Source organism: Kosakonia sp. BYX6, assembly GCF_038449125.1.
Lineage (GTDB): Bacteria > Pseudomonadota > Gammaproteobacteria > Enterobacterales > Enterobacteriaceae > Kosakonia > Kosakonia calanthes.
The window spans coordinates 3,583,527-3,609,858 of the sequence record NZ_CP151800.1 but is presented as its reverse complement, the minus strand read 5'-3'; the positions used below and the strand labels follow the sequence as shown (position 1 = coordinate 3,609,858).

Annotated in this window: 21 protein-coding genes; 18 read left to right on the top strand and 3 right to left on the bottom strand. The window is 54.7% G+C overall.

Annotation, left to right across the window (positions count from 1 at the left end; genetic code table 11):
• Positions 1-18: 18 nt before the first annotated feature.
• The 3 genes from phoR (at position 19) to proY (ending at position 4,479) form a co-directional block, all read left to right on the top strand.
• Complete coding sequence (phoR, locus tag AAEY27_RS16985) at positions 19-1,317, top strand: phosphate regulon sensor histidine kinase PhoR (RefSeq protein ID WP_342321949.1); 1,299 nt, start codon at positions 19-21, stop codon at positions 1,315-1,317.
• Positions 1,318-1,725: 408 nt separating this feature from the next.
• Positions 1,726-3,045, top strand: coding sequence for a branched-chain amino acid transporter carrier protein BrnQ (brnQ, locus tag AAEY27_RS16980; RefSeq protein WP_342321948.1), 1,320 nt, complete (start codon positions 1,726-1,728; stop codon positions 3,043-3,045).
• An 84-nt stretch (positions 3,046-3,129) separates the two neighbouring features.
• Complete coding sequence (gene proY, locus AAEY27_RS16975; RefSeq protein ID WP_342321947.1) at positions 3,130-4,479, top strand: proline-specific permease ProY; 1,350 nt, start codon at positions 3,130-3,132, stop codon at positions 4,477-4,479.
• Positions 4,480-4,629: 150 nt separating this feature from the next.
• On the opposite strand, the gene AAEY27_RS16970 is transcribed toward proY, so the two are convergent.
• Positions 4,630-5,571, bottom strand: coding sequence for a 2-hydroxyacid dehydrogenase (locus AAEY27_RS16970; RefSeq protein WP_342321946.1), 942 nt, complete (start codon positions 5,569-5,571; stop codon positions 4,630-4,632).
• Between the two features lie 229 nt (positions 5,572-5,800).
• Here AAEY27_RS16970 and malZ point away from each other — a divergent pair, with 229 nt between their 5' ends.
• Genes malZ through AAEY27_RS16955 form a run of 3 tightly spaced genes read left to right on the top strand, consistent with a single transcriptional unit; the run spans position 5,801 to position 11,692 of the window.
• Positions 5,801-7,618, top strand: coding sequence for a maltodextrin glucosidase (gene malZ / locus AAEY27_RS16965; protein WP_342321944.1), 1,818 nt, complete (start codon positions 5,801-5,803; stop codon positions 7,616-7,618).
• Positions 7,619-7,676: 58 nt separating this feature from the next.
• Positions 7,677-10,319 (top strand): DUF2339 domain-containing protein, encoded by a 2,643-nt coding sequence (locus AAEY27_RS16960; protein WP_342321943.1) that lies wholly within the window; start codon positions 7,677-7,679, stop codon positions 10,317-10,319.
• Positions 10,319-11,692, top strand: a complete 1,374-nt coding sequence (locus AAEY27_RS16955; RefSeq protein ID WP_342321941.1) for a DUF3999 family protein — start codon at positions 10,319-10,321, stop codon at positions 11,690-11,692. Before AAEY27_RS16960 ends, AAEY27_RS16955 begins: the two co-directional genes overlap by 1 nt.
• A gap of 128 nt (positions 11,693-11,820) precedes the next feature.
• Here the strand turns inward: AAEY27_RS16955 and acpH are convergent, their stop codons facing one another.
• Complete coding sequence (gene acpH / locus AAEY27_RS16950; RefSeq protein ID WP_342321940.1) at positions 11,821-12,402, bottom strand: ACP phosphodiesterase; 582 nt, start codon at positions 12,400-12,402, stop codon at positions 11,821-11,823.
• 214 nt (positions 12,403-12,616) lie between these two features.
• Between acpH and queA the strand changes: the two genes are divergently transcribed.
• The 10 genes from queA (at position 12,617) to AAEY27_RS16900 (ending at position 24,393) form a co-directional block, all read left to right on the top strand.
• Positions 12,617-13,687 carry a tRNA preQ1(34) S-adenosylmethionine ribosyltransferase-isomerase QueA gene (queA, locus tag AAEY27_RS16945; protein WP_342321939.1) on the top strand — a complete coding sequence of 357 codons (1,071 nt, stop codon included), beginning with the start codon at positions 12,617-12,619 and terminating at the stop codon, positions 13,685-13,687.
• 51 nt (positions 13,688-13,738) lie between these two features.
• Positions 13,739-14,866, top strand: a complete 1,128-nt coding sequence (gene tgt, locus AAEY27_RS16940) for a tRNA guanosine(34) transglycosylase Tgt (protein WP_342321937.1) — start codon at positions 13,739-13,741, stop codon at positions 14,864-14,866.
• A 21-nt stretch (positions 14,867-14,887) separates the two neighbouring features.
• Positions 14,888-15,220 (top strand): preprotein translocase subunit YajC, encoded by a 333-nt coding sequence (gene yajC / locus AAEY27_RS16935; protein ID WP_342321936.1) that lies wholly within the window; start codon positions 14,888-14,890, stop codon positions 15,218-15,220.
• 27 nt (positions 15,221-15,247) lie between these two features.
• Positions 15,248-17,095: a protein translocase subunit SecD gene (secD, locus tag AAEY27_RS16930; RefSeq protein ID WP_342321934.1), complete on the top strand. Its 1,848-nt coding sequence runs from the start codon at positions 15,248-15,250 to the stop codon at positions 17,093-17,095.
• Positions 17,096-17,105: 10 nt separating this feature from the next.
• Entirely contained in the window at positions 17,106-18,077 is a 972-nt protein-coding gene (gene secF / locus AAEY27_RS16925; RefSeq protein WP_342321933.1) for a protein translocase subunit SecF, read from the top strand.
• Positions 18,078-18,306: 229 nt separating this feature from the next.
• Positions 18,307-18,939: a response regulator gene (locus tag AAEY27_RS16920; protein WP_342321931.1), complete on the top strand. Its 633-nt coding sequence runs from the start codon at positions 18,307-18,309 to the stop codon at positions 18,937-18,939.
• A gap of 16 nt (positions 18,940-18,955) precedes the next feature.
• Positions 18,956-19,654, top strand: coding sequence for an Hpt domain-containing protein (locus tag AAEY27_RS16915; RefSeq protein WP_342321929.1), 699 nt, complete (start codon positions 18,956-18,958; stop codon positions 19,652-19,654).
• Positions 19,655-19,700: 46 nt separating this feature from the next.
• Entirely contained in the window at positions 19,701-21,791 is a 2,091-nt protein-coding gene (locus AAEY27_RS16910) for an ATP-binding protein (protein ID WP_342321928.1), read from the top strand.
• Positions 21,792-21,970: 179 nt separating this feature from the next.
• Entirely contained in the window at positions 21,971-23,539 is a 1,569-nt protein-coding gene (locus AAEY27_RS16905; protein ID WP_342321927.1) for a glycosyl hydrolase family 18 protein, read from the top strand.
• A gap of 83 nt (positions 23,540-23,622) precedes the next feature.
• Positions 23,623-24,393: a lytic polysaccharide monooxygenase gene (locus AAEY27_RS16900; protein ID WP_342321926.1), complete on the top strand. Its 771-nt coding sequence runs from the start codon at positions 23,623-23,625 to the stop codon at positions 24,391-24,393.
• A gap of 150 nt (positions 24,394-24,543) precedes the next feature.
• Here AAEY27_RS16900 and AAEY27_RS16895 read toward each other — a convergent pair whose 3' ends face one another.
• Entirely contained in the window at positions 24,544-25,167 is a 624-nt protein-coding gene (locus tag AAEY27_RS16895) for a response regulator transcription factor (protein WP_342321924.1), read from the bottom strand.
• A gap of 292 nt (positions 25,168-25,459) precedes the next feature.
• On the opposite strand from AAEY27_RS16895, the gene gspG reads away from it, so the two are divergent.
• Together gspG and AAEY27_RS16885 are read left to right on the top strand one after the other, a co-directional pair.
• A complete protein-coding gene (gspG, locus tag AAEY27_RS16890) occupies positions 25,460-25,879 on the top strand; it encodes a type II secretion system major pseudopilin GspG (RefSeq protein WP_342321923.1) in 420 nt (139 codons plus the stop codon).
• Between the two features lie 2 nt (positions 25,880-25,881).
• A complete protein-coding gene (locus AAEY27_RS16885; RefSeq protein ID WP_342321921.1) occupies positions 25,882-26,331 on the top strand; it encodes a transglycosylase SLT domain-containing protein in 450 nt (149 codons plus the stop codon).
• Position 26,332: the final 1 nt, after the last annotated feature.

Sequence of the window (26,332 nt, the reverse complement as noted above, 5' to 3'; positions counted from 1 at the left end):
TTGACAGGAGTGTGATGCGTGCTGGAACGGCTGTCATGGAAAAGGCTGGTGCTGGAGCTCCTCCTTTGTTGTATCCCCGCCTTTATATTCGGCGCGATTTTCGGTCATCTGCCCTGGTTTTTACTCGCGGCGGTTATCGGTCTGCTGATCTGGCATTTCTGGAATTTGTTACGTCTTTCCTGGTGGTTATGGGTCGATAAAAGTATGACGCCGCCGCCCGGCACAGGAAGCTGGGAACCGTTGTTATACGGCCTGCACCAGATGCAGATGCGTAACAAAAAGCGCCGTCGCGAGCTGGGTAATCTGATTAAACGCTTTCGCAGCGGCGCGGAATCCCTGCCGGATGCGGTGGTTCTCACCACCGAAGAGGGCATGATCTTCTGGTGTAACGGCCTTGCGCAACAACTGCTCGGGCTGCGCTGGCCGGACGATAATGGTCAGAACATCCTGAACCTGTTGCGCTACCCCGAATTTACTCAATACCTGAAGACGCAATCTTTCGGCAAACCGCTCAATTTGGTGCTCAATACCGGGCGTCATCTGGAGATCCGCGTGATGCCATACAGCGAGCAGCAGCTGTTGATGGTGGCGCGTGATGTCACGCAAATGCACCAACTGGAAGGTGCGCGGCGCAACTTCTTTGCCAACGTCAGCCACGAGTTGCGTACACCGCTTACGGTTTTGCAAGGCTACCTGGAGATGATGCAGGAGCAAACGCTGGAAGGTGCACCGCGCGAAAAAGCGCTGCACACCATGCGGGAACAAACCTCGCGGATGGAAGGGCTGGTGCGCCAGCTGCTGACGCTATCAAAGATTGAAGCCGCGCCGACTTTGCCGCCCAATGAAATTATTGATGTGCCGATGATGCTGCGGGTTGTGGAGCGCGAAGCGCAAACCCTTAGCCAGCAAAAACACACATTTAGTTTTGAAGTCGACGGCAATCTAAAAGTGCTGGGCAACGAAGAGCAGCTACGCAGCGCGATTTCCAACCTTGTTTATAACGCGGTCAACCACACGCCCGCCGGAACGCACATTATTGTGCGCTGGCAGCCTGTGCCGCACGGTGCGGAATTCAGCGTGCAGGATAACGGGCCGGGCATTGCCGCCGAGCATATTCCGCGCCTGACCGAGCGTTTCTACCGCGTTGACAAAGCCCGTTCCCGGCAAACCGGCGGCAGCGGCCTGGGGCTGGCGATTGTGAAACACGCGGTGAATCATCACGATAGCCGTCTTGATATTGTAAGCCAGCCAGGCAAAGGCACGCGTTTTAGCTTTGTCCTGCCGGAACGCCTGGTTGCCAAAGTCGCCGTCACGTAACCTTTCTGTCAGCTTATCTTTCCAGCGGCCTGCGACAACGGGCCGCTGTTCCTCGTTATCCGCTTCGCCTTAAACGTATTTTGTACGCTTGCTGCTTTTTTGTTCGCATGATCAGCCATGTGTTTTTCTTATAAATGGAGTATTTCACTGGTTTTATTTATCTGTGTGGTATAACCATCTGGTTTTGCGATCCCGACTTGCCTTTAAACGTTATAAGCGTTTAAATTGCGCCCCAGACATTGTCAGACCGACTGTGTTTGCGTGGTAAATCGAAAAACTATTCTTCGCCGCGCTGTACTTGAAGCATTTCCCGCTGATTTAACGCGATATTGTTACGTTATTGTTCGGTTGGAAGAGCCGAAAAAATCATCATTTTTACGACACCACATCCACAGGCAGTAAAAACTTATGACCCATCACTTAAAACCACGCGACATTGTTGCTCTGGGCTTTATGACTTTTGCCCTCTTTGTAGGCGCAGGTAACATCATTTTTCCTCCCATGGTTGGCTTGCAGGCGGGTGAACACGTCTGGACGGCGGCTTTTGGCTTTTTGATCACGGCGGTGGGCCTCCCGGTGTTGACCGTGGTGGCGCTGGCGAAAGTGGGCGGTGGCGTTGACAGCCTGAGCACGCCGATTGGTAAAGTGGCGGGCGTGTTGCTGGCAACGGTCTGCTATCTGGCGGTTGGCCCGCTGTTCGCGACGCCGCGTACCGCGACCGTCTCTTTTGAAGTGGGTATCGCACCGCTGACCGGCGACGGCGCACTGCCGCTGCTGATTTACAGCATCGTTTATTTCGCGCTGGTTATCCTGGTGTCGCTCTATCCGGGCAAACTGCTGGATACCGTCGGCAATTTCCTCGCGCCGCTGAAAATCATTGCGCTGACAATTCTTGCCGTTGCCGCTATCGTCTGGCCTGCCGGCCCGATCAGCCACGCGCTGGAGGCCTATCAGACCGCGCCATTCTCTAACGGTTTTGTGAACGGTTATCTGACCATGGATACGCTGGGTGCGATGGTCTTCGGTATTGTTATCGTGAATGCCGCCCGTTCGCGTGGTGTGACCGAAGCGCGTCTGTTGACCCGTTATACCGTTTGGGCTGGCCTGATGGCGGGCGTTGGTCTGACGCTGCTTTATCTGGCGCTGTTCCGTCTCGGTTCCGACAGCTCCACGCTGGTTGATCAATCCGTTAACGGTGCGGCCATCCTGCATGCTTATGTGCAGCACACCTTCGGTGGTGCGGGCAGCTTCCTGCTGGCAGCGCTGATTTTCATCGCTTGCCTGGTGACTGCGGTTGGCCTGACCTGTGCGTGTGCCGAGTTCTTCGCGCAGTATCTGCCGCTCTCTTATCGCAGCCTGGTATTTATTCTGGGTATCTTCTCAATGGCGGTTTCCAACCTGGGGCTGAGCCATCTGATCCAGATTTCGATTCCGGTGCTGACCATGATTTACCCGCCGTGCATCGTGCTGGTGGTGTTGAGCTTTAGCCGCTCGTTCTGGCACAGTTCAACCCGCGTTATCGCACCGGCCATGTTTATCAGTTTGCTTTTTGGTATCCTCGACGGCGTGAAAGCGTCCGCGTTTGCTGAACACCTTCCTGCCTGGACTCAGCGCTTACCGCTGGCAGAGCAGGGGCTGGCTTGGTTGATGCCGAGCCTGGTCATGGTGATTCTGGCGGCAGTCTGGGATCGCGCGGCAGGACGTCCGGTGACTTCCAGCGCGCATTAACAGCGGCAAACACGGTGAGTTCAACCACGGGGTAGCGCACTCCGTGGTTTTTTATTTTTGTGTTGGATAACGGCAGTGGAAACGATGGAAAGTACGAATAAGCTGAAGCGTGGGCTAAGCACCCGCCACATTCGCTTTATGGCGCTGGGATCAGCGATTGGCACCGGGCTGTTTTACGGCTCTGCGGACGCCATCAAAATGGCCGGGCCAAGTGTGTTGCTGGCCTACATTATCGGCGGGGTAGCCGCGTATATCATTATGCGAGCGCTGGGCGAAATGTCCGTGCATAACCCTTCCGCCAGCTCCTTCTCACGCTACGCGCAAGAAAACCTCGGCCCATTGGCCGGCTATATCACCGGCTGGACCTACTGTTTTGAAATTCTGATTGTCGCCATCGCCGACGTCACGGCCTTTGGCATTTATATGGGCGTCTGGTTCCCGACCGTGCCGCACTGGATCTGGGTACTCAGCGTGGTGCTACTGATTTGCGCCATCAACCTGATGAGCGTGAAAGTCTTCGGCGAACTGGAGTTCTGGTTCTCCTTCTTTAAAGTTGCCACCATCATCATCATGATCGTCGCCGGTTTCGGCATCATCATTTGGGGGATTGGCAACGGCGGCGAACCGACCGGGATCAGCAATTTGTGGAGCCATGGCGGCTTCTTCAGTAATGGCTGGATCGGCACGGTCATGGCGCTGCAAATGGTGATGTTCGCTTACGGCGGCATTGAAATCATCGGCATCACCGCCGGTGAAGCGCAGGATCCGGAAAAATCGATTCCACGCGCCATTAACTCTGTACCGATGCGTATTCTGGTGTTTTACGTCGGCACGCTGTTCGTGATTATGTCCATCTATCCGTGGAACCAAGTGGGTACCGATGGCAGCCCATTTGTGCTGACCTTCCAGCATATGGGCATCACATTTGCCGCCAGCATTCTGAACTTTGTGGTGCTGACCGCTTCGCTTTCGGCGATCAACAGCGATGTGTTTGGCGTGGGGCGTATGCTGCACGGTATGGCGGAGCAGGGCAGCGCGCCGAAGATGTTCGCCAAAACGTCTCGTCGCGGTATTCCGTGGGTGACGGTGCTGGTGATGACCCTCGCGCTGCTGCTGGCGGTGTACCTCAACTACATCATGCCGGAAAACGTCTTCCTGGTGATTGCTTCGCTGGCGACCTTCGCCACGGTGTGGGTGTGGATCATGATCCTGCTGTCGCAAATTGGTTTCCGCCGTCGTCTGTCGGCTGACGAAGTCAAGGCATTGAAATTCAAAGTGCCAGGCGGTGTCGCAACCACCGTCGCCGGGCTGATTTTCCTGGTGTTTATCATCGCGCTGATAGGCTGGCACCCGGATACCCGTATTTCGCTGTATGTGGGTTTTGCGTGGATCGTGCTGCTGTTGATTGGCTGGAAATTCAAAAAAGCCGCCTGATGGCGAAAGGGTTTTGTAGGCCGGGTAAGCGCAGCACCACCCGGCGATGTTGCCCAATGTGATTCGTAGGCCGGGTAAGCGCAGCACCACCCGGCGATGTTGCCCAATGTGATTCGTAGGCCGGGTAAGCGTAGCGCCACCCGGCAAAACTCACACCACCGGCGTCAACAACTTCCCGTCGTTGAAATAACTCACCAGATTATTGATGGTGAGATCCGCCATCGCCTGGCGCGTTTCTGCCGTGTTGCTGGCAATATGCGGCAGCAGCACAACGTTTTGCACATCGCGCAACGCGGGCGGAATATGCGGCTCTTGCTCAAACACATCCAACCCCGCACCGCGCAATTTCCCCTCCTGCAACACGGCGATTAACGCCTCGGTATCCACCACGCTGCCGCGTGCAATATTCACCAAAATGCCGTCCGGCCCCAGCGCTTCCAGCACGTCACGACTAATCACATGATGCGTTTTCGCCCCACCAGGCAGCGTCAGTACCAGGAAATCCACCGCTTTCGCCAGCGCAACAAGCGAGTCATGGCGTTGCCAGGTGCTGTTACGCGCTTCTTGCGGGCTGAAATAGTGAATCGGCATGTTAAACGCCGCTGCGCGCTGCGCGACGTCATGACCAATATTCCCCATCCCGACAATGCCGCAGCGCTTGCCGCTCATCTTCCAGGCGCCGGGGAAAACTGCCTTTTCCCATTCACCCGCGCGGGCAAAACGGTCGGCCTCGCAAATTTTGCGCGTCACCGCCAGCATCAACGCCAGCCCGGTATCGGCCACACACTCATTCAACACATTAGGTGTATTACTGACATGAATGCCACGGCGGCGGCAGGTGTCGAGATCGGTCGCGTCCACACCAACGCCAAAACCGCTTATCACCTCCAACGCCGGAAGCTGTTCAATAAGCGACGTGCTGATGCCTTTCGCCGCACGCGTCAACGCGCCGCGAATGGTGGGCGCATGGTCGCGCAACTGTGTTTCGGCGTCCTGCTGCCAGTATTTGTGCACCACAAAGTGACGTTCGAGGGTATCGATCATCGGTTGGGGAATTTCTGTGATAACAAGAATTTCCGGTTTGATATTCATACTTATTTCCTGGCGATTATCGTTTTAACCAGTATAAAAACCCGCCAGGCGGCAGACTTCGGGCATTAGCACGAAACGCGCTGGAGAAAACTCGCACATATGCCCGGTGAATATCCGGCCAGATCACATCTGCGCCCTCGTTCTCACCCCCTTAAAAAAATCGAAAGAAGGAGGCGAGACGCGGTGCGCTATGAAACAGTGGCGTCATTTTGAGCAAAGGGGATTTTTGATGTTGAATGCATGGCACCTGCCCGTCGCGCCATTTGTGAAGCAGCACCAGCAGCAGTTGATCATTACCTTGTGGCTTAGCGGCACGTCGTTGCCGCCGCGCGTGACGTTACGGGTGGAAATCGACAACGAAGAGATGGCTGTGGCGATGCATCGCGGGCGTCAAACGCTGGAAAACGGCGTGACTGTCTGGCGAGCGGCAATCGATTTAACCTGCGGGCAACCGCGCCGCCGCTACAGCTTTAAGTTGCTGTGGGAAGACCGCCAGCTGTGGTTTACCCCGCAGGGTTTTAGCCGTTTTCCGCCCGCCAAACTGGAACAGTTCGCCATCGACGCGCCCGATAGCGGCCCGGCGTGGGTGGCCGATCAGGTGTTCTATCAAATTTTCCCGGATCGCTTTGCCCGCAGCCAGCCGCGTTCGGCGGATCAGGATAACGTCTATTTTCACCATGCGGCCGGGCAGCCGATCGTGCTGTGCGACTGGGATGAACCGCTCAGCGGGGAAGCAGGCGGATCCACCTTTTATGGCGGCGATTTGGATGGCATCAGCGAGAAGCTGCCCTACTTAAAAAAACTTGGCGTCACCGCGCTCTATCTCAACCCGGTGTTCGTCGCGCCGAGCGTGCATAAATATGACACTGAAGATTACCGCCATGTTGATCCGCAATTCGGCGGCGACGAGGCGCTGCTGCGTTTGCGGCACAACACGCAGAAAATGAACATGCGGTTGATCCTCGATGGCGTGTTCAACCACACTGGCGATTCCCACGCCTGGTTTGATCGCCATAACCGTGCGACGGGCGGCGCATGCCATAACCCGGATTCGCGCTGGCGTAGCTGGTACAGCTTTGACGAAAACGGCCACGCCCGTGACTGGCTGGGTTACGCAAGTCTGCCGAAACTCGATTATCAATCCTCGACGCTGGTCGAAGAGATGTATCAGGGTGAAGAAAGTATTGTGCGCCACTGGCTAAAAGCGCCGTGGAACATGGATGGCTGGCGGCTTGATGTGGTGCACATGCTGGGGGAAGACGGCGGGGCGCGTAACAACTTGCGGCATGTTACGGGCATTACGCAGGCGGCGAAAGCGACGCAGCCGCAGGCGTATATGGTCGGCGAACATTTTGGCGATGCGCGCCAGTGGTTGCAGGCCGATGCCGAAGATGCGGCGATGAACTATCGGGGTTTTACCCTGCCGGTGTGGGCGTTTCTGGCGAACAGTGATATGTCGCGCGACCCGCAAAACATGGATGCGCAAACCTGCGCCGCGTGGATGGATAACTACCGCGCCGGGTTGTCGCATCAACAGCAATTGCGCATGTTTAACCAACTCGACAGCCACGATACGCCGCGCTTTAAAACCGTGCTCGGCAAAGATGTCGCCCGGCTGCCGCTGGCGGTGGTGTGGCTCTTTTGCTGGCCCGGCACGCCCTGCATCTATTATGGCGACGAAGTGGGGCTGGATGGGGCGAACGATCCGTTTTGTCGCAAGCCGTTTCCCTGGGATAAAAAACGCCAGGATGCCCACCTGCTGGCGCTTTATAGCCGAATGTCGGCGTTACGTGCGCGCAATCAGGCGCTGCGTTACGGTGGATGCCAGGTGATTTACGCCCAAGAAAACGTGCTGGTATTTGCGCGCGTTTATCGCCAGCAGCGCGTGCTGGTCGCTATTAATCGCAGCGAAGCGTGTGAAGTGGTGCTGGAAGATTCGCCGCTCCTGCGGGCGAAAAACTGGCGGCTAAAAGAAGGTACAGGTACCCTACAAGACGGTGTGCTGACGCTTTCAGCTATCAGCGCCTCTGTCTGGTCTGCCTCCTGAGCCAAACGCGAGTGGAGACGGGCATTACGTCTCCTCTTTTTCAGCGAAGGCGAAGTTCATGGATGGTCTTGTCATATTTGGCGTGGTGGTACTTTTTCTGGCGCTGGTGGTGGTGCCCATTTTGGCTATCACCGCCTGGCGGCGCAGCGTCGCCACGCAGGCTGAACTTTTTCAGCTACGCCAGCGGTTAAGCATTCTCGAAAACCGTCTGGAGAGCAGCTCACAACCGGCAACCGTTGCCGCGGAACCCCCGCCTGTTGCGCCGGTTGATATACCGCAACCTGCCGCGCCTGCGGCGAATCCGTGGGGACGCAAAGCGGCGTCGCCCGTGCCTGAACCTGTCTCTGAAGGGCCTCAGCCTGCTGCGAACAAGCCGGACGCCGCCTCGTGGGGCATGGTTACGTCGCTGGCGCGCTGGTTTATGCAGGGCAACCCGCTGGCGAAACTCGGCATTGTGCTGCTGTTTATCGGCCTCTCTTTCCTGCTGCGTTATACCGTTGAATACGCTCTGTTCCCACTGGAACTGCGGCTGGTTTCGGTGGCGTTGGTGGCGATTGTGCTGCTGGGGCTGGGCTGGCGTTTGCGACATAAACAGACGGTGTTTGCGCTGATCTTGCAAGGCGGCGCAGTCGGTGCGCTCTATTTGACGGTATTTGGCGCATTCCGGCTGTGGCAGATGTTGCCGATGACGCTGGCGTTTGTGCTGTTGATGGTTATCTGCGCGGCAAGCGTTGGGCTGGCGGTGTTGCAAAAAGCACTAAGCCTGGCGCTGCTGGCGAGCCTCGGCGGTTACCTCGCGCCGCTGCTGCTCGCAAGTGGCGGCGGCAGCCCTATCACGCTGTTCTCTTTCTATCTGCTGCTTTCCGTCGGCATTCTTGCCATTAGCCTCTGGCAGCACTGGCGCGAGCTGAACCTGCTGGGGATGATCTTCACTTTCGGCGTTGCCGGGCTGTGGGGCTTGGCGAATTACCGCCCGCAAGATTACCTGAGCTGCCAGCTATTCCTGATTGCCAACATCCTCATTTTCGGTGTGCTGAGCGTCGCGCTTTCATTACGCGCGCAGCGCCGTGGCGAGCGGATCATCGACGGCGTGCTGCTGTTTGCTCCGCCGCTGGCGGGCTTTGGTATGCAATACGTCATGACGCAGCACTGGACATACGGCCCGGCGTTTAGCGCGCTGGGGTTTGGCCTGTTCTATCTGGCGCTGGCAAGGATTGCGTTGAAACGTTACCCCGCGGCTGGGAAGCCGCTGGTGCTGGCGGCACTGGCGCTCGGCGGTGCCTTCGCCACGCTGGCTATTCCGCTGGCGCTGTCGGCGCGTTGGACGGCCATGGCCTGGGCGCTGGAAGGGCTGGGGATTTTGTGGCTTGGCGTGCAGCAACATCAGCGACGCATGAGTTACAGCGGCACGGCGTTACTGTTGCTGGCGCTGATAAGCGCGCTGTGGGCGGTTTCCGATGGTATCAACGCCCGTTCAACGTTGCTGATTTTTGCCGTGCTCAGCGCGTGCTGGCTGGTCGGATCCGCGCTGTGGCGCGGTATGCGGCGTGAGGGAAGTTGGCTGCTGCTGGCGGGCGGGATTCTGTTCTGGATTATCGCCCTCGCCGCTGCCGCGCAGCTTGTCCTGCCTGCGTCGGTGCATGCCGGTTTTGGCGCGCTGTTCCTGCTGGCGCTGTCGGTGTGGCTGTGGCGTGCGGGCAGCCTGCGTTGGTCTTGGCCGGAGCTGGGTTATGCGCAGTGGCTGTTGTGGCCGGCGATGGCGTTGCTGGTCGGTGAACAAATTGACACTGGCGGCCATCTTCTGGCTGCGGGATGGCAAAACCTGGCCTGGTGCGTGGCGCTGCCTTCCGCGCTGGTTTTACTGCGCAAAGAGCACAACGCAGCGCTGCCACGGCTGTCACAAGGGCTGCATATTTCCTTGTTCTGGATGTTATTGCTGGCGGCGGGTTACGAACTGTGGTGGTTTGTTGAATCGCTGCCCTGGGGGGCTGAACCCTGGCAAGCAGGTCTGCCAATGGCGGCGGGCGGCGCGGTTATCGCACTGGTACTGGCAGCGATACGCCGCGGCTATTGGCCGTTTCGCGTCTGGCCTGCGCTGTATGGCGCGCTGGCATTGTTGCCGCTGGTGCCGTTACTGCTGTGGTACTTGGTGTATGCCAACCTGAGCGATGGCATCGTGATGGGGCTGACTTACCTTCCGTTACTCAATCCGCTGGAAGAGGGTGCCGCCTTCGCGCTGCTTGGCCTGTGGTTGTATAGCCGTTTCGCGCAAACGCATTTTCCGCATGTCGCATCAGAAATCTGGCGCGCGCGCCCGCAACTGCTGGCTGCGCTGGCGTTCTGGTGGCTCAACGGTGCGATGCTGCGCGCGCTGGCCTGTTATGGCGAGGTGGCATGGGACGCCGAAAGCTTGTGGCAGTCGCGTCTGATTCAGACCTGTTTCGCGCTGTTCTGGATGTTGATTGCGCTGGTGGTGATGATCCGTGCGACGCGCCAGCATGCGCGTCAACAGTGGTTGTATGGCAGCGTGTTGTTAGGCGTGGTGTTGCTGAAATTGATGCTGGTGGACAGCGCCGGCGGCGGCGGGTTGTCGCGGGCGATCGCCTTTATTGGCGTTGCGGTGCTGGTGCTGATTGTTGGCTATTTTTCACCCCTGCCGCCAAAGGCTGCGCGGGAACAGAGCGAGGGAGAAGAACAATAATGAGCAAATTACATGGATGGCTACTGGCGGCGCTGCTGCCTGCGAGTCTCGCAGCGAGCGCGGCAGATCTGCCTGATTCCCCACAGGATTATGCCCGCGGCGCGACGCTGAGCCTGCCGCAAGAGGCGTCATGGTATCGCGTGGATCTGCCGCAGGATGTTTACGCTACGAGCGCCTGGCCGGATTTGCGTGATGTGCGGGTGTTCAATCAGGATGGCGAGCGGGTGCCGTTTAGCCTGGAAACGCAGAACACCGCCGCCAGTGCGCCAGCGGCGATACCGTTGCGTGTTTTCCCGCTTGATGCCTCACCGGTTGACGCGCCAGAACAGGGGCAAAATGTCGTGCGCTTACACGCGCCTTCGGGCATCGACATTCGCATCGAAGGCGATGATTCGAAACCCATCGGGCAAAGTTATTTGCTGGCCTTACCGCCGGATATGCCGAAAACCTTCACCCTCGCGCAATTGAAATTAACGTGGCAGGAGCCGGTGGAGAACTGGCGCAGCACGGTGGCACTCTTTTCGAGCCGGGACATGCGCCATTGGGAATTGCTTCAGGAAGGCGCGCCGATAATGGCGCTGGCGAGCGGTAACGATAAGCTGAAGCTCGATCAGATTCACCTCAACCAACGGATGTCGGCGAGAAATACGCAGTATCTGTTGCTGGTGTTTGCCACCGGGCCATTACCGGTGACGATCAGCCAGGCTACCGCGACGCTGGGTAGCGAGCCGACATCGCGAGAGCAGGTGCAGATGGAAAGTACCGGGCGGCAGATTTCCCCCACCGAAGCGCAGTATCAGTGGGCGCAACCGCAGCCGTTGCATGCGCTGACGGTGAAGTTTGAACGAGATAGCGTGCTGCCGGTGGACATCGCGTGGCGCAGTGCAGCGGAGGGTGAATGGCAGTCGCTCGGCAAAACGGTACTCTGGCAGCGCGATTTGCAAGGCTCTGCACCCATTCAACTGGCGGGTGAAGTGGTGCAGGCGGTGCGCATTACCACGCTGGACGCGCGTTTGCCGGGGACATTACCGCGAGTGGTGGGCAGCCGCGATCGCCAGTCAATCCTTTTTAATGCCCAGGGGAAGGGGCCGTTTATGCTGGCGTGGGGAAACCGGGCCGCGGTGCAGGCCGCCGTGACGCCGGATGCGTTGATCCCGCCGGAATTGCGTAAACAGATGAACCCTTCTGCAATACCGCGAGCGCAAACGCAGGCCCGCATGGCGTTGGGCGGTGAGGCGCGAATGACGGCAACGTCACCCGCCGAGCGGCAAGGGATGTGGAAGACGTTATTGGTTTGGAGCGCGCTGCTGCTGGGTGTCGCGGTGTTGGTGTGGATGGCGGTGCGCATCTGGCGAGAGGCGCGTAGCCATTGAAATGCCTGATAGCGCTTTGCTTATCAGGCCTGGCACCGTGTGAAATCTGTACTGAATTTGTAGGCCGGATAAGGCGCCGCCCCCATCCGGCGGGATGTGCGCAGAAGCCAAAGCTCAGCGAAACGCGATTAAAGCGCTTGCGCACGGGCTTGCGCCATCATGCGCGGATAGAAATCCCAAAACAGCGCTTCCAGCGCAGTGTAATGTTCGTCCAAATCCTGCCAGGAGTCGCGCAATGCCTCAAGGCGCGGGCGGCGGTTCGCCATCCCATTGAGCACATTCTGGATAAACGCCATATCCCGGTAACGCTCCATCCAACGCTCTGCCCATAAATAATTGTTCAAGTTAACGAAACGCGGTGGAGATTCAGGCAGGATGGTGGCCACCTGTGAGCGCGCATAACGGACAAAATCATCCAGCGCGAAATCAGGTGAAAGCTGCGCCCAATGGCGTGAGAGAAAATGGTCCCACATTACATCCAACGTAATCGGCGCGACCCGGCGGGTTTGCGGGCGAAACCATTCGCGAGCGACTTTTACTTCCGGCAGGTTATCGGTCATTACATCGATTCGGCGATGCATATGAATACCGGCTACCACGTCGGGGGCGTAAAGGTTTTCCGGGTTGCCGCGAACAAAATCCGCCAGCAGGTTGCCGGGCAGGGAACTTTGAGCCAGATGGGCGAGGTGTAAGTGTGCAAGGAAGTTCATATATATCCGTCATATTTCAGGTTGCTGGTGCGTTGGCTTTCCTCGCTCACCCTGGTCACTTACTTTTGTAAGCTCCCGGGGATTCGCTGCGTTGCCGCCTTCCCGTCACCCGAACTCTTTAGCCTATATTCAGCGCCAAAAGCGGCTAACGGTTGCAGCGAAGGGGCGTGGGCACTAGACTACCCGCCTCTTAAATATGTATCGAGTTAGTGTCATGCGCGTTGCCGATTTTTCCTTTGAATTGCCTGAATCCCTGATTGCCCACTATCCCCAGCCCGAGCGCAGCAGTTGCCGCTTACTGTCGCTGGATGGCCCAACAGGCGCGCTGACGCACGGTACTTTCACCGATTTACTCGATAAGCTCAACCCTGGCGACCTGCTGGTGTTCAACAACACTCGCGTCATTCCGGCGCGGCTGTTTGGTCGTAAAGCCAGCGGCGGCAAGATTGAAGTGCTGGTTGAGCGCATGCTCGACGATAAACGTATTCTGGCACATATTCGCGCCTCCAAAGCACCTAAACCAGGTGCGGAGCTGCTGCTAGGCGACGCGGAAAACATTCAGGCGACGATGGTCGCGCGCCATGATGCGCTATTTGAAGTGGAATTCCATGACGAGCGCCCGGTGCTCGATATCCTTAACGCCATCGGCCATATGCCGCTGCCGCCGTACATTGACCGTCCGGATGAAGACGCCGATCGCGAACTGTATCAAACCGTCTACAGCCAGAAACCTGGCGCGGTCGCAGCGCCGACGGCAGGCCTGCATTTTGACGATCCGCTGCTGGAACGCCTGCGCAATAAAGGCGTAGAAATGGCGTTTGTCACGCTGCACGTAGGTGCGGGCACTTTCCAGCCAGTGCGCGTAGACAGCATCGAAGATCACATCATGCACTCCGAATATGCCGAAGTGCCGCAGGACGTCGTTGACGCGGTGCTGGCGGCGAAAGCGCGAGGCAATCGTGTCATTGCCGTGGGCACAACCTCTGTGCGTTCGCTGGAAAGCGCAGCGCAGGCGGCGAAAGAGGCCCTGATCGAACCTTTCTTTGGTGACACGCAAATCTTTATTTACCCAGGTTATCAATACCAGGTGATTGATGCGCTGGTGACCAACTTCCACCTGCCTGAATCGACGCTGATCATGCTGGTTTCCGCCTTTGCGGGTTATCAGCACACCATGAATGCGTACCACGCCGCAGTTGCGCAGAAATATCGCTTTTTTAGTTACGGGGATGCGATGTTTATCACGTACAATCCGCGGGCTCTTACCGAACGCGTCGGGGAATAGGTCCGCGGCGCTGGTTTTAAACGTCAGACTGTCTTTCTGGCTGGAGAAAAAATGAAATTTGAACTGGAGACCACCGACGGACGCGCCCGCCGCGGCCGCCTGGTGTTTGAGCGCGGCGTAGTCGAAACCCCGGCGTTTATGCCTGTGGGGACCTACGGCACCGTAAAAGGCATGACGCCGGAAGAAGTTGAAGCGACGGGTGCGCAGATCATTCTGGGCAACACCTTCCACCTGTGGCTGCGCCCGGGTCAGGAGATCATGAAGCTGCATGGGGATCTGCATGATTTCATGCAGTGGAAAGGCCCGATCCTGACCGACTCCGGCGGCTTCCAGGTGTTCAGCCTTGGCGACATCCGCAAAATCACCGAAGCGGGTGTGCATTTCCGCAACCCGATCAACGGCGATCCGATTTTCCTCGATCCGGAAAAATCGATGGAGATTCAATACGATCTCGGTTCCGACATTGTCATGATCTTTGACGAATGTACGCCGTACCCGGCGGACTGGGATTACGCGAAACGTTCGATGGAAATGTCTTTACGCTGGGCGAAACGCAGCCGCGACCGTTTTGACGGGCTGGGTAACAAGAACGCGCTGTTCGGTATTATTCAGGGCAGCGTTTACGAAGATTTACGAGATATCTCCGTTAAAGGTCTGGTAGAGATAGGCTTTGATGGCTACGCTGTCGGCGGTTTGGCTGTGGGTGAGCCGAAAGAAGACATGCACCGTATTCTTGAGCATGTCTGCCCGCAAATCCCTGCAGACAAACCACGATACCTGATGGGCGTCGGTAAGCCGGAAGACCTGGTCGAAGGCGTGCGCCGCGGGATTGATATGTTTGACTGCGTTATGCCAACGCGTAACGCCCGTAACGGCCACCTGTTCGTGACCAATGGCGTGGTGAAAATCCGTAACGCAAAATATAAAAGCGATACCGGCCCGCTCGATACCGAGTGTGATTGCTATACATGTCGCAATTATTCGCTCGCTTACTTGCATCATCTCGATCGTTGCAACGAAATATTGGGCGCGCGTCTCAATACCATTCATAACCTGCGGTATTATCAGCGCCTAATGGCTGGTTTACGCAAGGCTATCGAAGAGGGTAAATTAGAGAGCTTCGTAGCGGATTTTTACCAGCGTCAGGGTCGACCGGTTCCACCTTTGAACGTTGATTAATTTAATAATGAGGGAATTTGAATGAGCTTTATTATTTCTGATGCGGTAGCGGCAGCAGGCGCGCCATCACAGGGCAGCCCGATGTCCCTGATCCTGATGCTGGTCGTATTCGGCCTGATTTTCTATTTCATGATCCTGCGCCCGCAACAAAAACGCACGAAAGAGCATAAAAAGCTGATGGACTCCATCGCGAAAGGTGATGAAGTGCTGACCAATGGTGGCCTGGTTGGTCGCGTGACCAAAGTAGCGGAAACCGGCTACATTGCTATCGCACTGAACGACACCACTGAAGTGGTAATCAAACGTGACTTCGTAGCTGCCGTTCTGCCGAAAGGCACTATGAAGGCGCTGTAATCTATCGTTTTCCCAAAGGGAACTGCCGTGTTAAACCGTTATCCTTTGTGGAAGTACATCATGCTGGTCGTCGTGATTATCGTCGGCCTGCTTTACGCACTTCCCAACCTGTATGGTGAGGATCCGGCTGTTCAAATCACTGGCGCGCGCGGTGTCGCCGCCAGTGAGCAAACGCTGATCCAGGTCCAGAAAAATCTCCAAGAAGAAAAAATCAACGCGAAGTCTGTGGCACTGGAAGAGGGCGCTATTCTCGCTCGCTTTGATTCTACCGATACACAGCTGCGCGCTCGCGAAGTGTTGGTCAACGCGTTAGGTGACCAATATGTTGTCGCGCTTAACCTTGCACCGGCAACCCCGCGCTGGCTGGGCTACATCAAAGCCGAACCGATGAAACTCGGTCTCGACTTGCGTGGCGGCGTGCACTTCCTGATGGAAGTTGACATGCAAACGGCGCTGGGCAAATTGCAGGAACAGAATATCGACAGCCTGCGCAGCGATCTGCGCGACAAAGGCATTCCTTACACCACCGTGCGTAAGGAAGATAACTATGGCCTGAGCATTCAGTTCCGTGACAGCGCGGCGCGCGACCAGGCGAACACCTACCTGACTGGCCGTCATCGCGATCTCGTTATCTCCAATCAGGGCGACAATGTGCTGCGCGCCGTGATGAGCGATGCACGCCTGAGCGAAGCCCGCGAATATGCTGTTCAGCAGAACATCAACATCCTGCGTAATCGTGTGAACCAGCTTGGCGTTGCCGAGCCGCTGGTACAGCGTCAGGGCTCTGACCGCATCGTGGTTGAACTGCCGGGTATTCAGGATACCGCGCGCGCGAAAGAGATTCTTGGCGCGACCGCGACTCTGGAATTCCGTCTGGTTAACACCAGCGTGGATGCCTCCGCCGCCCAAAGTGGCCGTGTGCCGGGTGATTCCGAAGTGAAGCAGACGCGCGAAGGCCAGCCAGTTGTGCTGTACAAACGCGTAATCCTCACCGGCGACCACATCACCGACTCCACGTCTAACCAGGATGAATACAACCAACCGCAGGTGAACATTTCACTGGATAGCGCGGGTGGCAACATCATGTCTAACTTCACTAAGGACAACATCGGCAAACCGATGGCGACCCTGTTTGTGGAGTACAAAGACAGCGGTAAGAAAGATGCGACCGGACGCGCGGTGCTGGTGAAACAGGAAGAGGTGATTAACATCGCCAACATCCAGTCTCGTCTGGGCAACAGCTTCCGTATCACCGGCATCAACAACCCGAACGAAGCGCGCCAACTGTCGCTGCTGTTGCGTGCGGGTGCGTTGATTGCGCCGATTCAGATCGTTGAAGAACGCACCATTGGTCCGACCCTGGGTTCACAGAACATTACTCAAGGTTTGGAGGCTTGTCTCGCAGGTCTGGTGGTTTCCATCATCTTTATGATCTTCTTCTACAAGAAGTTTGGTCTGATCGCGACCTCTGCGCTGGTGGCGAACCTGGTGTTAATCGTCGGTATTATGTCGCTGTTGCCTGGCGCAACGCTGACCATGCCGGGGATTGCGGGGATCGTGCTCACCCTTGCGGTGGCGGTGGATGCCAACGTACTGATAAACGAACGTATTAAAGAAGAGCTGAGCAACGGACGTACCGTGCAGCAGGCGATTCACGAAGGTTATCAGGGCGCGTTTTCGTCCATTTTCGATGCCAACATCACCACGTTGATCAAAGTGCTTATCCTTTACGCGGTCGGTACTGGCTCAATTAAAGGCTTTGCGATCACGACCGGTATCGGTGTGGCGACGTCCATGTTCACCGCTATTGTCGGTACCCGTGCCATCGTCAACCTGTTGTACGGCGGCAAACGCATTAACAAGCTGTCTATCTGAGGAGTGCGTTGTGGCACAGGATTATACTGTTGAACAATTGAACCACGGCCGTAAAGTCTGGGACTTTATGCGCTGGGACAACTGGGCTTTTATCATTTCCGGCGGGCTGCTTATTCTGTCCATCGTGGTGATGGGCGTACGCGGCTTTAACTGGGGCCTGGATTTTACCGGCGGTACGGTTATCGAAATTTCGCTGGAAAAACCAGCGGACATGGACTTAATGCGTGACGCGCTGGAGAAAGCGGGCTTCCAGGAGCCGCTGTTGCAGAACTTCGGTAGCAGCCGCGACATCATGGTTCGTATGCCGCCTGCGCAGGGTGAATCCGGCGGACAGGTGCTGGGCAGTAAAGTCGTTAGCGTGATTAACGAAGCGACCAGCCAGAATGCCTCCGTGAAGCGTATCGAATTCGTTGGGCCGAGCGTTGGCGCGGATCTGGCGCAAACTGGTGGCATGGCGCTGCTGGTTGCGCTGATCAGCATCCTCGTTTATGTCGGCTTCCGTTTCGAATGGCGTCTGGCGGCGGGCGTGGTTATCGCGCTGGCGCACGACGTTATCATCACCATGGGCGTGCTGTCGCTGTTCCAGATCGAGGTCGATCTGACCATCGTCGCATCACTGATGTCGGTCATCGGTTACTCGTTGAACGACAGCATCGTGGTATCGGACCGTATTCGTGAAAACTTCCGTAAGATCCGTCGCGGTACGCCGTACGAGATCTTCAACATTTCACTGACGCAGACCCTGCATCGTACGTTGATTACCTCCGGCACCACGTTGGTTGTGATCCTGATGCTCTATCTGTTCGGTGGTGCGATGTTGAAAGGCTTCTCGCTGACCATGCTGATCGGTGTTTCCATCGGTACTGCCTCTTCAATCTATGTCGCGTCAGCGCTGGCACTGAAGATGGGCATGAAACGCGAGCACCTGTTGCAGCAAAAAGTGGAAAAAGAAGGGGCGGATCAGCCGTCTATTCTGCCGTAAGTTTCCGCTTCATCAATCAAACCGCAGCCTCCGGGTTGCGGTTTTTTTTGCCTATAATATTTATAGTATTTATAAACCTCGCATTCTTATTTGCTGTGTGTATTAATGCTGCTTTTAATTATAAAGACACCCCATCTATTAATAATAAATATTCATGCTGCACTGTGATGTTTTTTGTTAGAGTAACCCCCATTATCATTACGTTGCCGTGACCTGAAAATCCGTAAGTATGTCTAAAAAGAAAAACATTCTGATTGCCGATGACCACCCTATTTATTTAATGGGACTAAGAGCATTACTCACGCCGCTTTCCCGGCAATATCAGATAATTGATGAAGCGCTGACCACGGACGAACTGATAACCAAACTTGAACAACATTCCATTGATATTCTCATCACCGATTTCAGTATGCCCGGTGAAAAATATAATGATGGGCTGGCGCTTATTCAGTTAATAAAACGACGCTGGCCGTCATTATTAATTATTGTGGTGACCATGGTAAGCAACCCCGGCGTTCAGCGGTCGCTACGGCGGTTGGGTGTCCATGCTGTGCTTAGCAAAGCCAGCTTGTCGACGGAATTACTGCATACCATGAAACGCCTCGCACCAGCGCTGGCCTGCGCGAAAGCCTGGCCGGACAGTGATGAAGCGCAGCCGGGTTTGCGAGTGAGCCTGACACCGAAAGAGAACGAAGTGCTGCGCCTGTTACTTCGTGGATTAACGGTAAATGAAATCAGCACCCGGCTTAGCCGAACTAAACAGACCGTCAGCGCGCAAAAGAAAAGCGCAATGCGCAAACTCGGCGTTACCTCAGAATACGAGCTTTACGAATATCTCCAGCAACTTGGATTAACCAGTTAATACAACGGAGGTTGTTATGCAGGGAACGCAGACGCTACTCGCCATGTCCCCGCTTGCTCAGCCAGGTATGCACACCGCAAATCGAGAGAGGGTCATTGTCGGTATTGATGACGCCCTACATTATCTGCACCAACAGCGCTGGCATGCTTTGCTGATCGATTTAAGTGACAACGCCCGCGCCGGTTTCGCGTTGCTCGAAGCGGTTCTGGCGGCTGAGTTGATGAAAGAAATAACCCCGCCCGCGCTACTGTTGGCGGGCAGTATCCATCTGCAAACCCTGAACGAAAATCTGTTGCGCCTCAAAGGGTTCGACCAGCTTTTGCCTTTACCGCTAGCGGAAGCATTGCCTCTGGAAGAACCGAAACCGGCTGATTTACGCGAGTTGCATGCGCTGGCCAGGCAGCAACAGCCCGTTATTGACGCCATGCTACCCAGGCTGTTGCAGACACTCGACGCCGATATCACACACCTTGAAACAATGCGTCATCAAGGGACGCTCATGCAAATTGCCGATCTTGCGCACCGGATGAAATCCTCCTGGCATCTGCTGGGAATGCGCCGCGCCAGGCGTGGATGCATTATTATGGAGCGGCTACCTGCGCTTATTAATGATGGTGTCATCAGCGCTGAAAATAGCCTGAAAATGCGCGAGAGTTTTATTTCAATGATGTTTGATGAACACCGCCAGTTACAGGAATTAATACGTATCGGTTAATTCGCTCCTTATTTTTCGTTGTGATCACTAAAAACCGGAGCAAATAATGCAGGGGTCTATTTTTCGTAGCCTGAAAAGGTTATTGGTTGCGCTGGGATTATTTTTTCTTGCCGATATCACACTTGCAGCGCCAACCACACAAAATCAGCCAGTATTTTCGACCAGGGAAAAGCAATGGATGCATCAGCATCCCGTTATCAACGTGCTTGCCTTTGATGCCTACGCGCCCATGAGCTTTATCGATAAGAAAATGAATTTCAGCGGTATCAGCGCAGATTTACTTACGCTCGTGCGGCTGCGTACCGGGCTTAATTTTGCGATCGAAGATGCTGCCAGCCTGCGAAGCGTGCGCAAAAAAATCGCGACCGGGAAGGCCGATATGGTGGCCGGGATACCTGTCAATCGTTTGCCGCACTTACGCTACTCGCGCGTCTGGCTGACCAGCAAATATGTCATGCTGATCAGAAATTCCCGCCGCGCGCCCAAAACACTCACTACGCCGTCCGACATGATCGTGGCCGTGCGTGAGGGGACATTAATAGCGCGCTATCTCGCCGCCCATTTCCCGCATTTACGGTTAGTCGAGACCAGTGGGCCAACCGAATCGGTGGATTTATTAGCGGCGGGCGTGGTCGATGCGGCAATCGCTATTGAAGCCAACGCCAGCCATCAGATTCGGCGGGTTGGCAGGCAATATGTGCGGCTGGCGGGCGCGCTGAATGTTAACCCGATGCACATTGCGTTTGGCGTTTCGCCGCAACAGCCCGAGCTACTCTCCATTATCAACAAGGTGTTGGATACGATCCCCGACAACGACTATCAGCAGCTTGGCAGCAACGGCTATTACCAGGGCGGCGCGTTCTGGCAACGGTGGGGGAAACATTTGTGGCAAATCGGCATCGGCACGGCTGTGATTCTGGCGCTCTCGTTGCTGTGGGGGATTTCGCAGCGCCGACAGGTCAAACAGCGCACGCGTATGCAGCAAATGCTTAATGAAGCGCGTGATGAGGCGGTGGCGTCCAGCCGTGCGAAAACCAATTTTCTGTCGATGATGAGCCATGAAATTCGCACGCCGCTAAATGCGATCCTCGGCATCCTTGAGTTGCAGATAAAACAGAATGTGCAGGCGCAGCGGGCGCAACCGATGCTGGAAGTGGCGCACGACGCCGCGAAAAACTTACTCGCCGTGGTGGGCGATATTCTGGATATTTCGCGCATTGAATCGGGCCGCATGGCGCTGGAAGCCTCGACGGAAGAGTTGATTGGCCTTACCCGCTCCGTGGTGCTGCTATTCGAAGAAGCAACCGATCAAAAGCAGCTCGCCATTCACTTTATCGTTGAGGGCGGCGATGTTTGCTTACTGAAAATAGACCCTTATCGCTATAAACAGATCCTCTCCAATCTGATGAGCAATGCCATCAAGTTCACTCAGGAAGGGGAGATCCGCGTCATCCTTGCTCATCAAGCCGCTGACGATGGACAGATAATGGTTTCGCTGACCGTCAAAGATACCGGGATTGGGATTGCGCCGGAGGATCAAACCCGGCTTTTCAAACCGTTTACCCAGTTTGGGCTGGATGGCGAGGCATCGCGCATGGGAACCGGCCTGGGGTTGTTTATCTGCCGTACCTTGTGCGAATTGATGAACGGTGAGTTGACGCTGAGCAGCGTGCCGGGAAAAGGCACGTCGGTCACCCTGCAACTGCGTCTTCCGGCGGTTAACAGACATCATCCGCAGCCGACCAGCCTGAGCGCGCCGCAGGCCGCACAAGCCGCAAAACGGGTATTAATCGTCGATGACTACCCGCCAAACCTAATGTTATTACGCTATCAACTGGAGTTTTTGGGTCACCAGGTGTGTGAAGCGCAAAACGGGGAGGAGGCGCTGAATTTATGGAGCCAGCAGCATCATTTCGATTACATCCTGATTGATTGCAACATGCCAGTGATGGATGGCTTTACCCTCGCGAAGCGATTACGTGCGCAAGAGCTACATTACGGCGTCGCCCGCGCCACGCTATTGGGTTTTACCGCCATCGCGCAGGCCGAAGTGATTGAACAGTGTCTGGCTGCGGGCATGGACGGTTGTTTATTTAAACCTTGCAGCCAGGAAGAGATCGGTAAATGGATCAAATAATAAAAAACAGGTTATTCATTACTATTATTAATAAAAAAGGCTGCGCAATAATTCCAGGAATATTCCTCAACTAATATTCGCTCTTCTCATTATTTGAAAGAGGTCGCTAATAGGATTAATTCTCTCAAAGCATACCATTGATAGCAGATTTATTATTTACCCTGTAACAGGAGGTTACTTTGAAAAAGCTATCTTTGGCTACCTTGATCAGTACAGTCTTACTTTCACAAGCGGCATTTTCTGCCGAAAATAATCACGTGATGAGTTACCTGACATCCTGGGGTTTACCTCAGGATGCCGCAACCCAGCTTGAAAAATCCAACGTCGATACGTTCTTCCTCTCATTTGGCGGTTGGGATCAGAACGGCGATATCTCCTCATCAGACAATATTATTAAAGAAGTTGATTACGACCCGTATTGGTTACCCCCAGCGTACACCTCCTGGACACAAACCAAACTGGCCGCGCCAGCGAAAAAAATGATGGTGGCGTTCGGCGGTGAAACCTATGAAAGCATGTGGGCGCATATTGCCGACCCGGCAAGCCGCGAAAAAATCGCCCAGGGCTTGGTCAAACTGGTGAAAACCGACTTCCCGGTTTACAAAAAAGACATGAAGCCGGAACAGATGGTAGGCGAGTGCCTGAGCGCCACCTGGGACAACTCCTGCAATATGGCGAGTTTCCAGAAAGCCGGTACCGTCCAGCTGGATGGTATTGATTTCGACTACGAAAAAGTCGCCCGTCTGACGCCGCAGGAAAATGAAAACCTGCTTAACCTTGCCAAACGCATTAAAGAGCTGCTCGGCCCGAACAGCGGTAAATTGCTCAGCCTGACCACCTATCACGTTGGCGCGGATCCGGAATCCTGTGCCAGCCCATCGGTGATGGAAAACTGCTCATTTATCGAAGATGCCCGCTCAACTCACCACGGCGAAGCGCTCTCGCTGCTGACCGCTGGTCGCGATGTGTTTGATTTCTTTAACGTGATGACCTACGACGCCGGTCCGCGTTTCCGTTATGACGTGGCGATGGCGAACTATGCCCGTGCGGTGGGCGATCAGAAAAAAATCATTCTTGGTAACACCATCAACTCACAATGGGGGCCGGAAGGCCGTTACGTTGAGTCCAAAGAAAACAACCTGAAACGCGCGGCCTGGCAGGCGGAAAAAGGCTACGGCGGCGTGTTTGTCTGGGCGCTCGGTTCCAACAACACGCAACTGAGCTTCGCCGATCAGGTCAGCTATATCAATGAGATGCAGCAAGCGACAGGCGGTGATGTTCCGCAGGTTGAGAACCATATTCCGGTCGCGAAAGCCGTTTATCCGCAGGATGTTACCGGCGCCGCAACCGTGGTGCTTGACGGTTCTACATCCACAGATCCTGAAGGCGCCGCGCTGAACTGGTCATGGACACAAGTTTCCGGGCCGCATGTGACGCTGACCAACGGTAATCAGCCGAAAGCGAGCTTTACGCTCAACAGCCCGGAAGAGGAAAGCACGCTGGTCTTTAACCTGACGGTCAATGATGGCGTGAATGATTCCATTCCGCTGTCGTTCAGCATCAAGCACCACCCGGCAGATTCTGATGTCTCCGAACCGGATGCGCCATCAGCCATCGCTACCTGGGATAGCGATAAGATCTATGTCGGCGGTGATGAAGCGTCCTGGAAAGGAAAAGACTACAAAGCACGTTGGTGGACCCGCGGTAATGAGCCGGGCACAAATGAAGTTTGGCAGGTCATTGAGTAATCTCCTGGTTGATTGAGTTTTTTATATTTCGGCCGCAATAGCGTTTATTGCGGCCTTTTTTTTAAAAATAAACGGAGTTATTTATGAAGCTTTCAAAAATTGTTCTCGCATTAGCAACATTAGGTATGGCTGGCGGGGCGCTGGCCCACGGCTATGTTTCACAACCCGCGTCGCGTGCATTTATGTGTAACGCCAATATGGGATCGCAAAATAAAGATTGCGGCAGCGGCCCGCTGTATGAAATGCAAAGTGTGGAAGGGGCCGATGGTTTTCCTGAACTGAATAACGGGCCGGAAGACGGCCATATTGCCAGCGCGGGCGTCGCGTCAATGAGCCGTCTGGATGAGCAAAGCGAAACGCGCTGGGTGAAACATCCGATCAGCGCCGGGAAACAGTCCTTTACCTGGACCTATACCGCGCCGCATAAAGCCAAATCCTGGGATTACTGGATAACCAAAGCCGACTGGAACCCGAACCAGCCGCTGACGCGCGCCTCCTTTGAAACGCAGCCTTTCTGCCATATCGAAGGCAATAACAGGCAACCGGCTCTGGGTGCTGATGAGGCGCAGGAATGTGTTGTTCCGGCGCGCGAAGGGTATCACGTGATTTTGGCCGCCTGGGACGTTTCTGACACCGCCGCTACGTTTTACAACGTGATCGATGTTGATTTTGGCGGTCATAACCAACCTGGTGAGGATGAAAACAGCGAAGCGGATGCGCCAGCGGCATGGCATGCAGAGAGTATTTATGTCGGCGGCGATAAAGTGACCTGGGAAGGGAAAGAATATCAAGCGCGTTGGTGGACGAAGGGCGACCAACCGGAAACGAATGACGTGTGGGCATTGGCAAAATAACCCCCGCTGCAATCATAAAGAAGGCCATTCCGGGATACGGGATGGCCTTCTTTCATGGCACCAAATAATACTGCAACGTTGAACATTTATTTTTAAATAGATAAATAACACACTTACTATCACATCAACTAACACGGCAAAACACACTACTTACATGGCAATATCAAACATGCGTGTCTGAAATAACAGGCAATAAAGCTGACAATCGGTTCGGACATTTAATTTCGCCATTGCTCTGAGTTTATGAGCGCTGACCGTTTTAATACTGATATTCATACGTTTGGAAATTGTTGTTAAAGAAAGACCACGGCATAGCAAACGTAATACTTCGCTTTCACGGGTTGACAGTTCCTGAGGGGTAATCGCATCCCGGCGGAAAAGCGAATCCATTAATCCTCGCTCGATATAAACTTCGTCCATCAATACGGTGGTCATGGCACGCCATAAAGTTCGTTCACTGGTATTGCGGCTGATATACCCTTTGGCGCCGGCTTCCAGCGCGATGCGGATAAGATTGGTGTTGTTATAAGGCGAGAGGAAAATGATTTTTGTTTTGGGGTGGCGGCTCGAAATCCATTTCACCAGCGCGATGCCATCTAATTCAGATAAGGGACTGCCGGTTTTTATGGTGTTAAGTCCGTAGCCTAGAAAGAGAAGGTCGACTTGTTGATTAGCGAGAATATTGAGAAGTTCTGTTTGTTCATGTGTATCACCGACAACATCTATATCTAACCTTTCCGTATTAATATTGCTGGCTTTCAGGGAATTTATCATCGAGGTCATCCCCCGGCGTATTATCGTATGCTCATCTGCGATCAATATATTTATTGACATTAATATTCTCCCAACGTCCTGTAGGAATGAAGACTAAAAAAATACGATACGAGCTTCATCAGACTTTTTCTATCTGACCAGTAAGAAAAATCATCGGGAATTATTCGCAAAAGAGAGATTTCCGGCGCACCGCAGAGCATTCTTGATGCCAACGGGAGCAATCAGCTTTCGCCCAGTACACATCGGGGGAGAATAGCAACGGTGAACAGCATACCCAAGCGAGCGAACTAAGATGAATCAACTGTACATTAAGCTTAAGCAACAGCAGGGCTTTACTCTTCTGGAGCTGTTAGTGGTATTAATGATTATTGCGCTACTGGCCGGTTTTGTCGGACCGAAATTATTTTCGAATGTTGACCAGGCGAAAGAAAAAACCGCCATGCGCCAGATGCACGCCTTCGCCGATGCATTAACACAATATCGGCTGGATACCGGAAGTTATCCCTCCGAAACGGAAGGGTTAAATGTGCTAATCGAAAAGCCTGTGAATGTTAATAATTGGCATGGACCCTATTTGACACAAAAAATACCGCACGATCCGTGGGGTAAAGAATATCAGTGGCATAACCCCAGTAAGCAATCACAGAATATTTATGAAGTGGATGTTTCTACTGCGGATAATAACGGGAAGGCCATCGTTTACGGATTTTGATTATGTTCAGGCTGATGCTCGTGTTGTTTTTTCTGGCGGTGAACAGCGCCATAGCAAATTGCTGGAAGCAGGCGGGCGAGCGTTACGGTATTGAGCCTGAATTATTGAAGGCGATCGCCATTGTCGAATCAGGTTTATCGGCGGTGGCAGTCAATAAAAATAACAACGGCACCACCGATGTTGGCCTGATGCAGATTAATAGCCAGCACTTTAACCAGTTAAAGAAATACCGCATTACGCCAAGGTTACTGATTAATAATCCCTGCCAGAACATTATGACGGGCGCATGGGTTCTGGCGGGGCAAATGCGGGTGTTCGGTTATAGCTGGGATGCGGTCGGGGCTTATAACGCGGGCAATGCCCGCGATCGCAAAACCAAAATTGCGCGGATGAGATACAGCCAAAAAGTGGCACGCGTTTATCAGGGGTTGAAAAGTAACAATAAGGATTGAG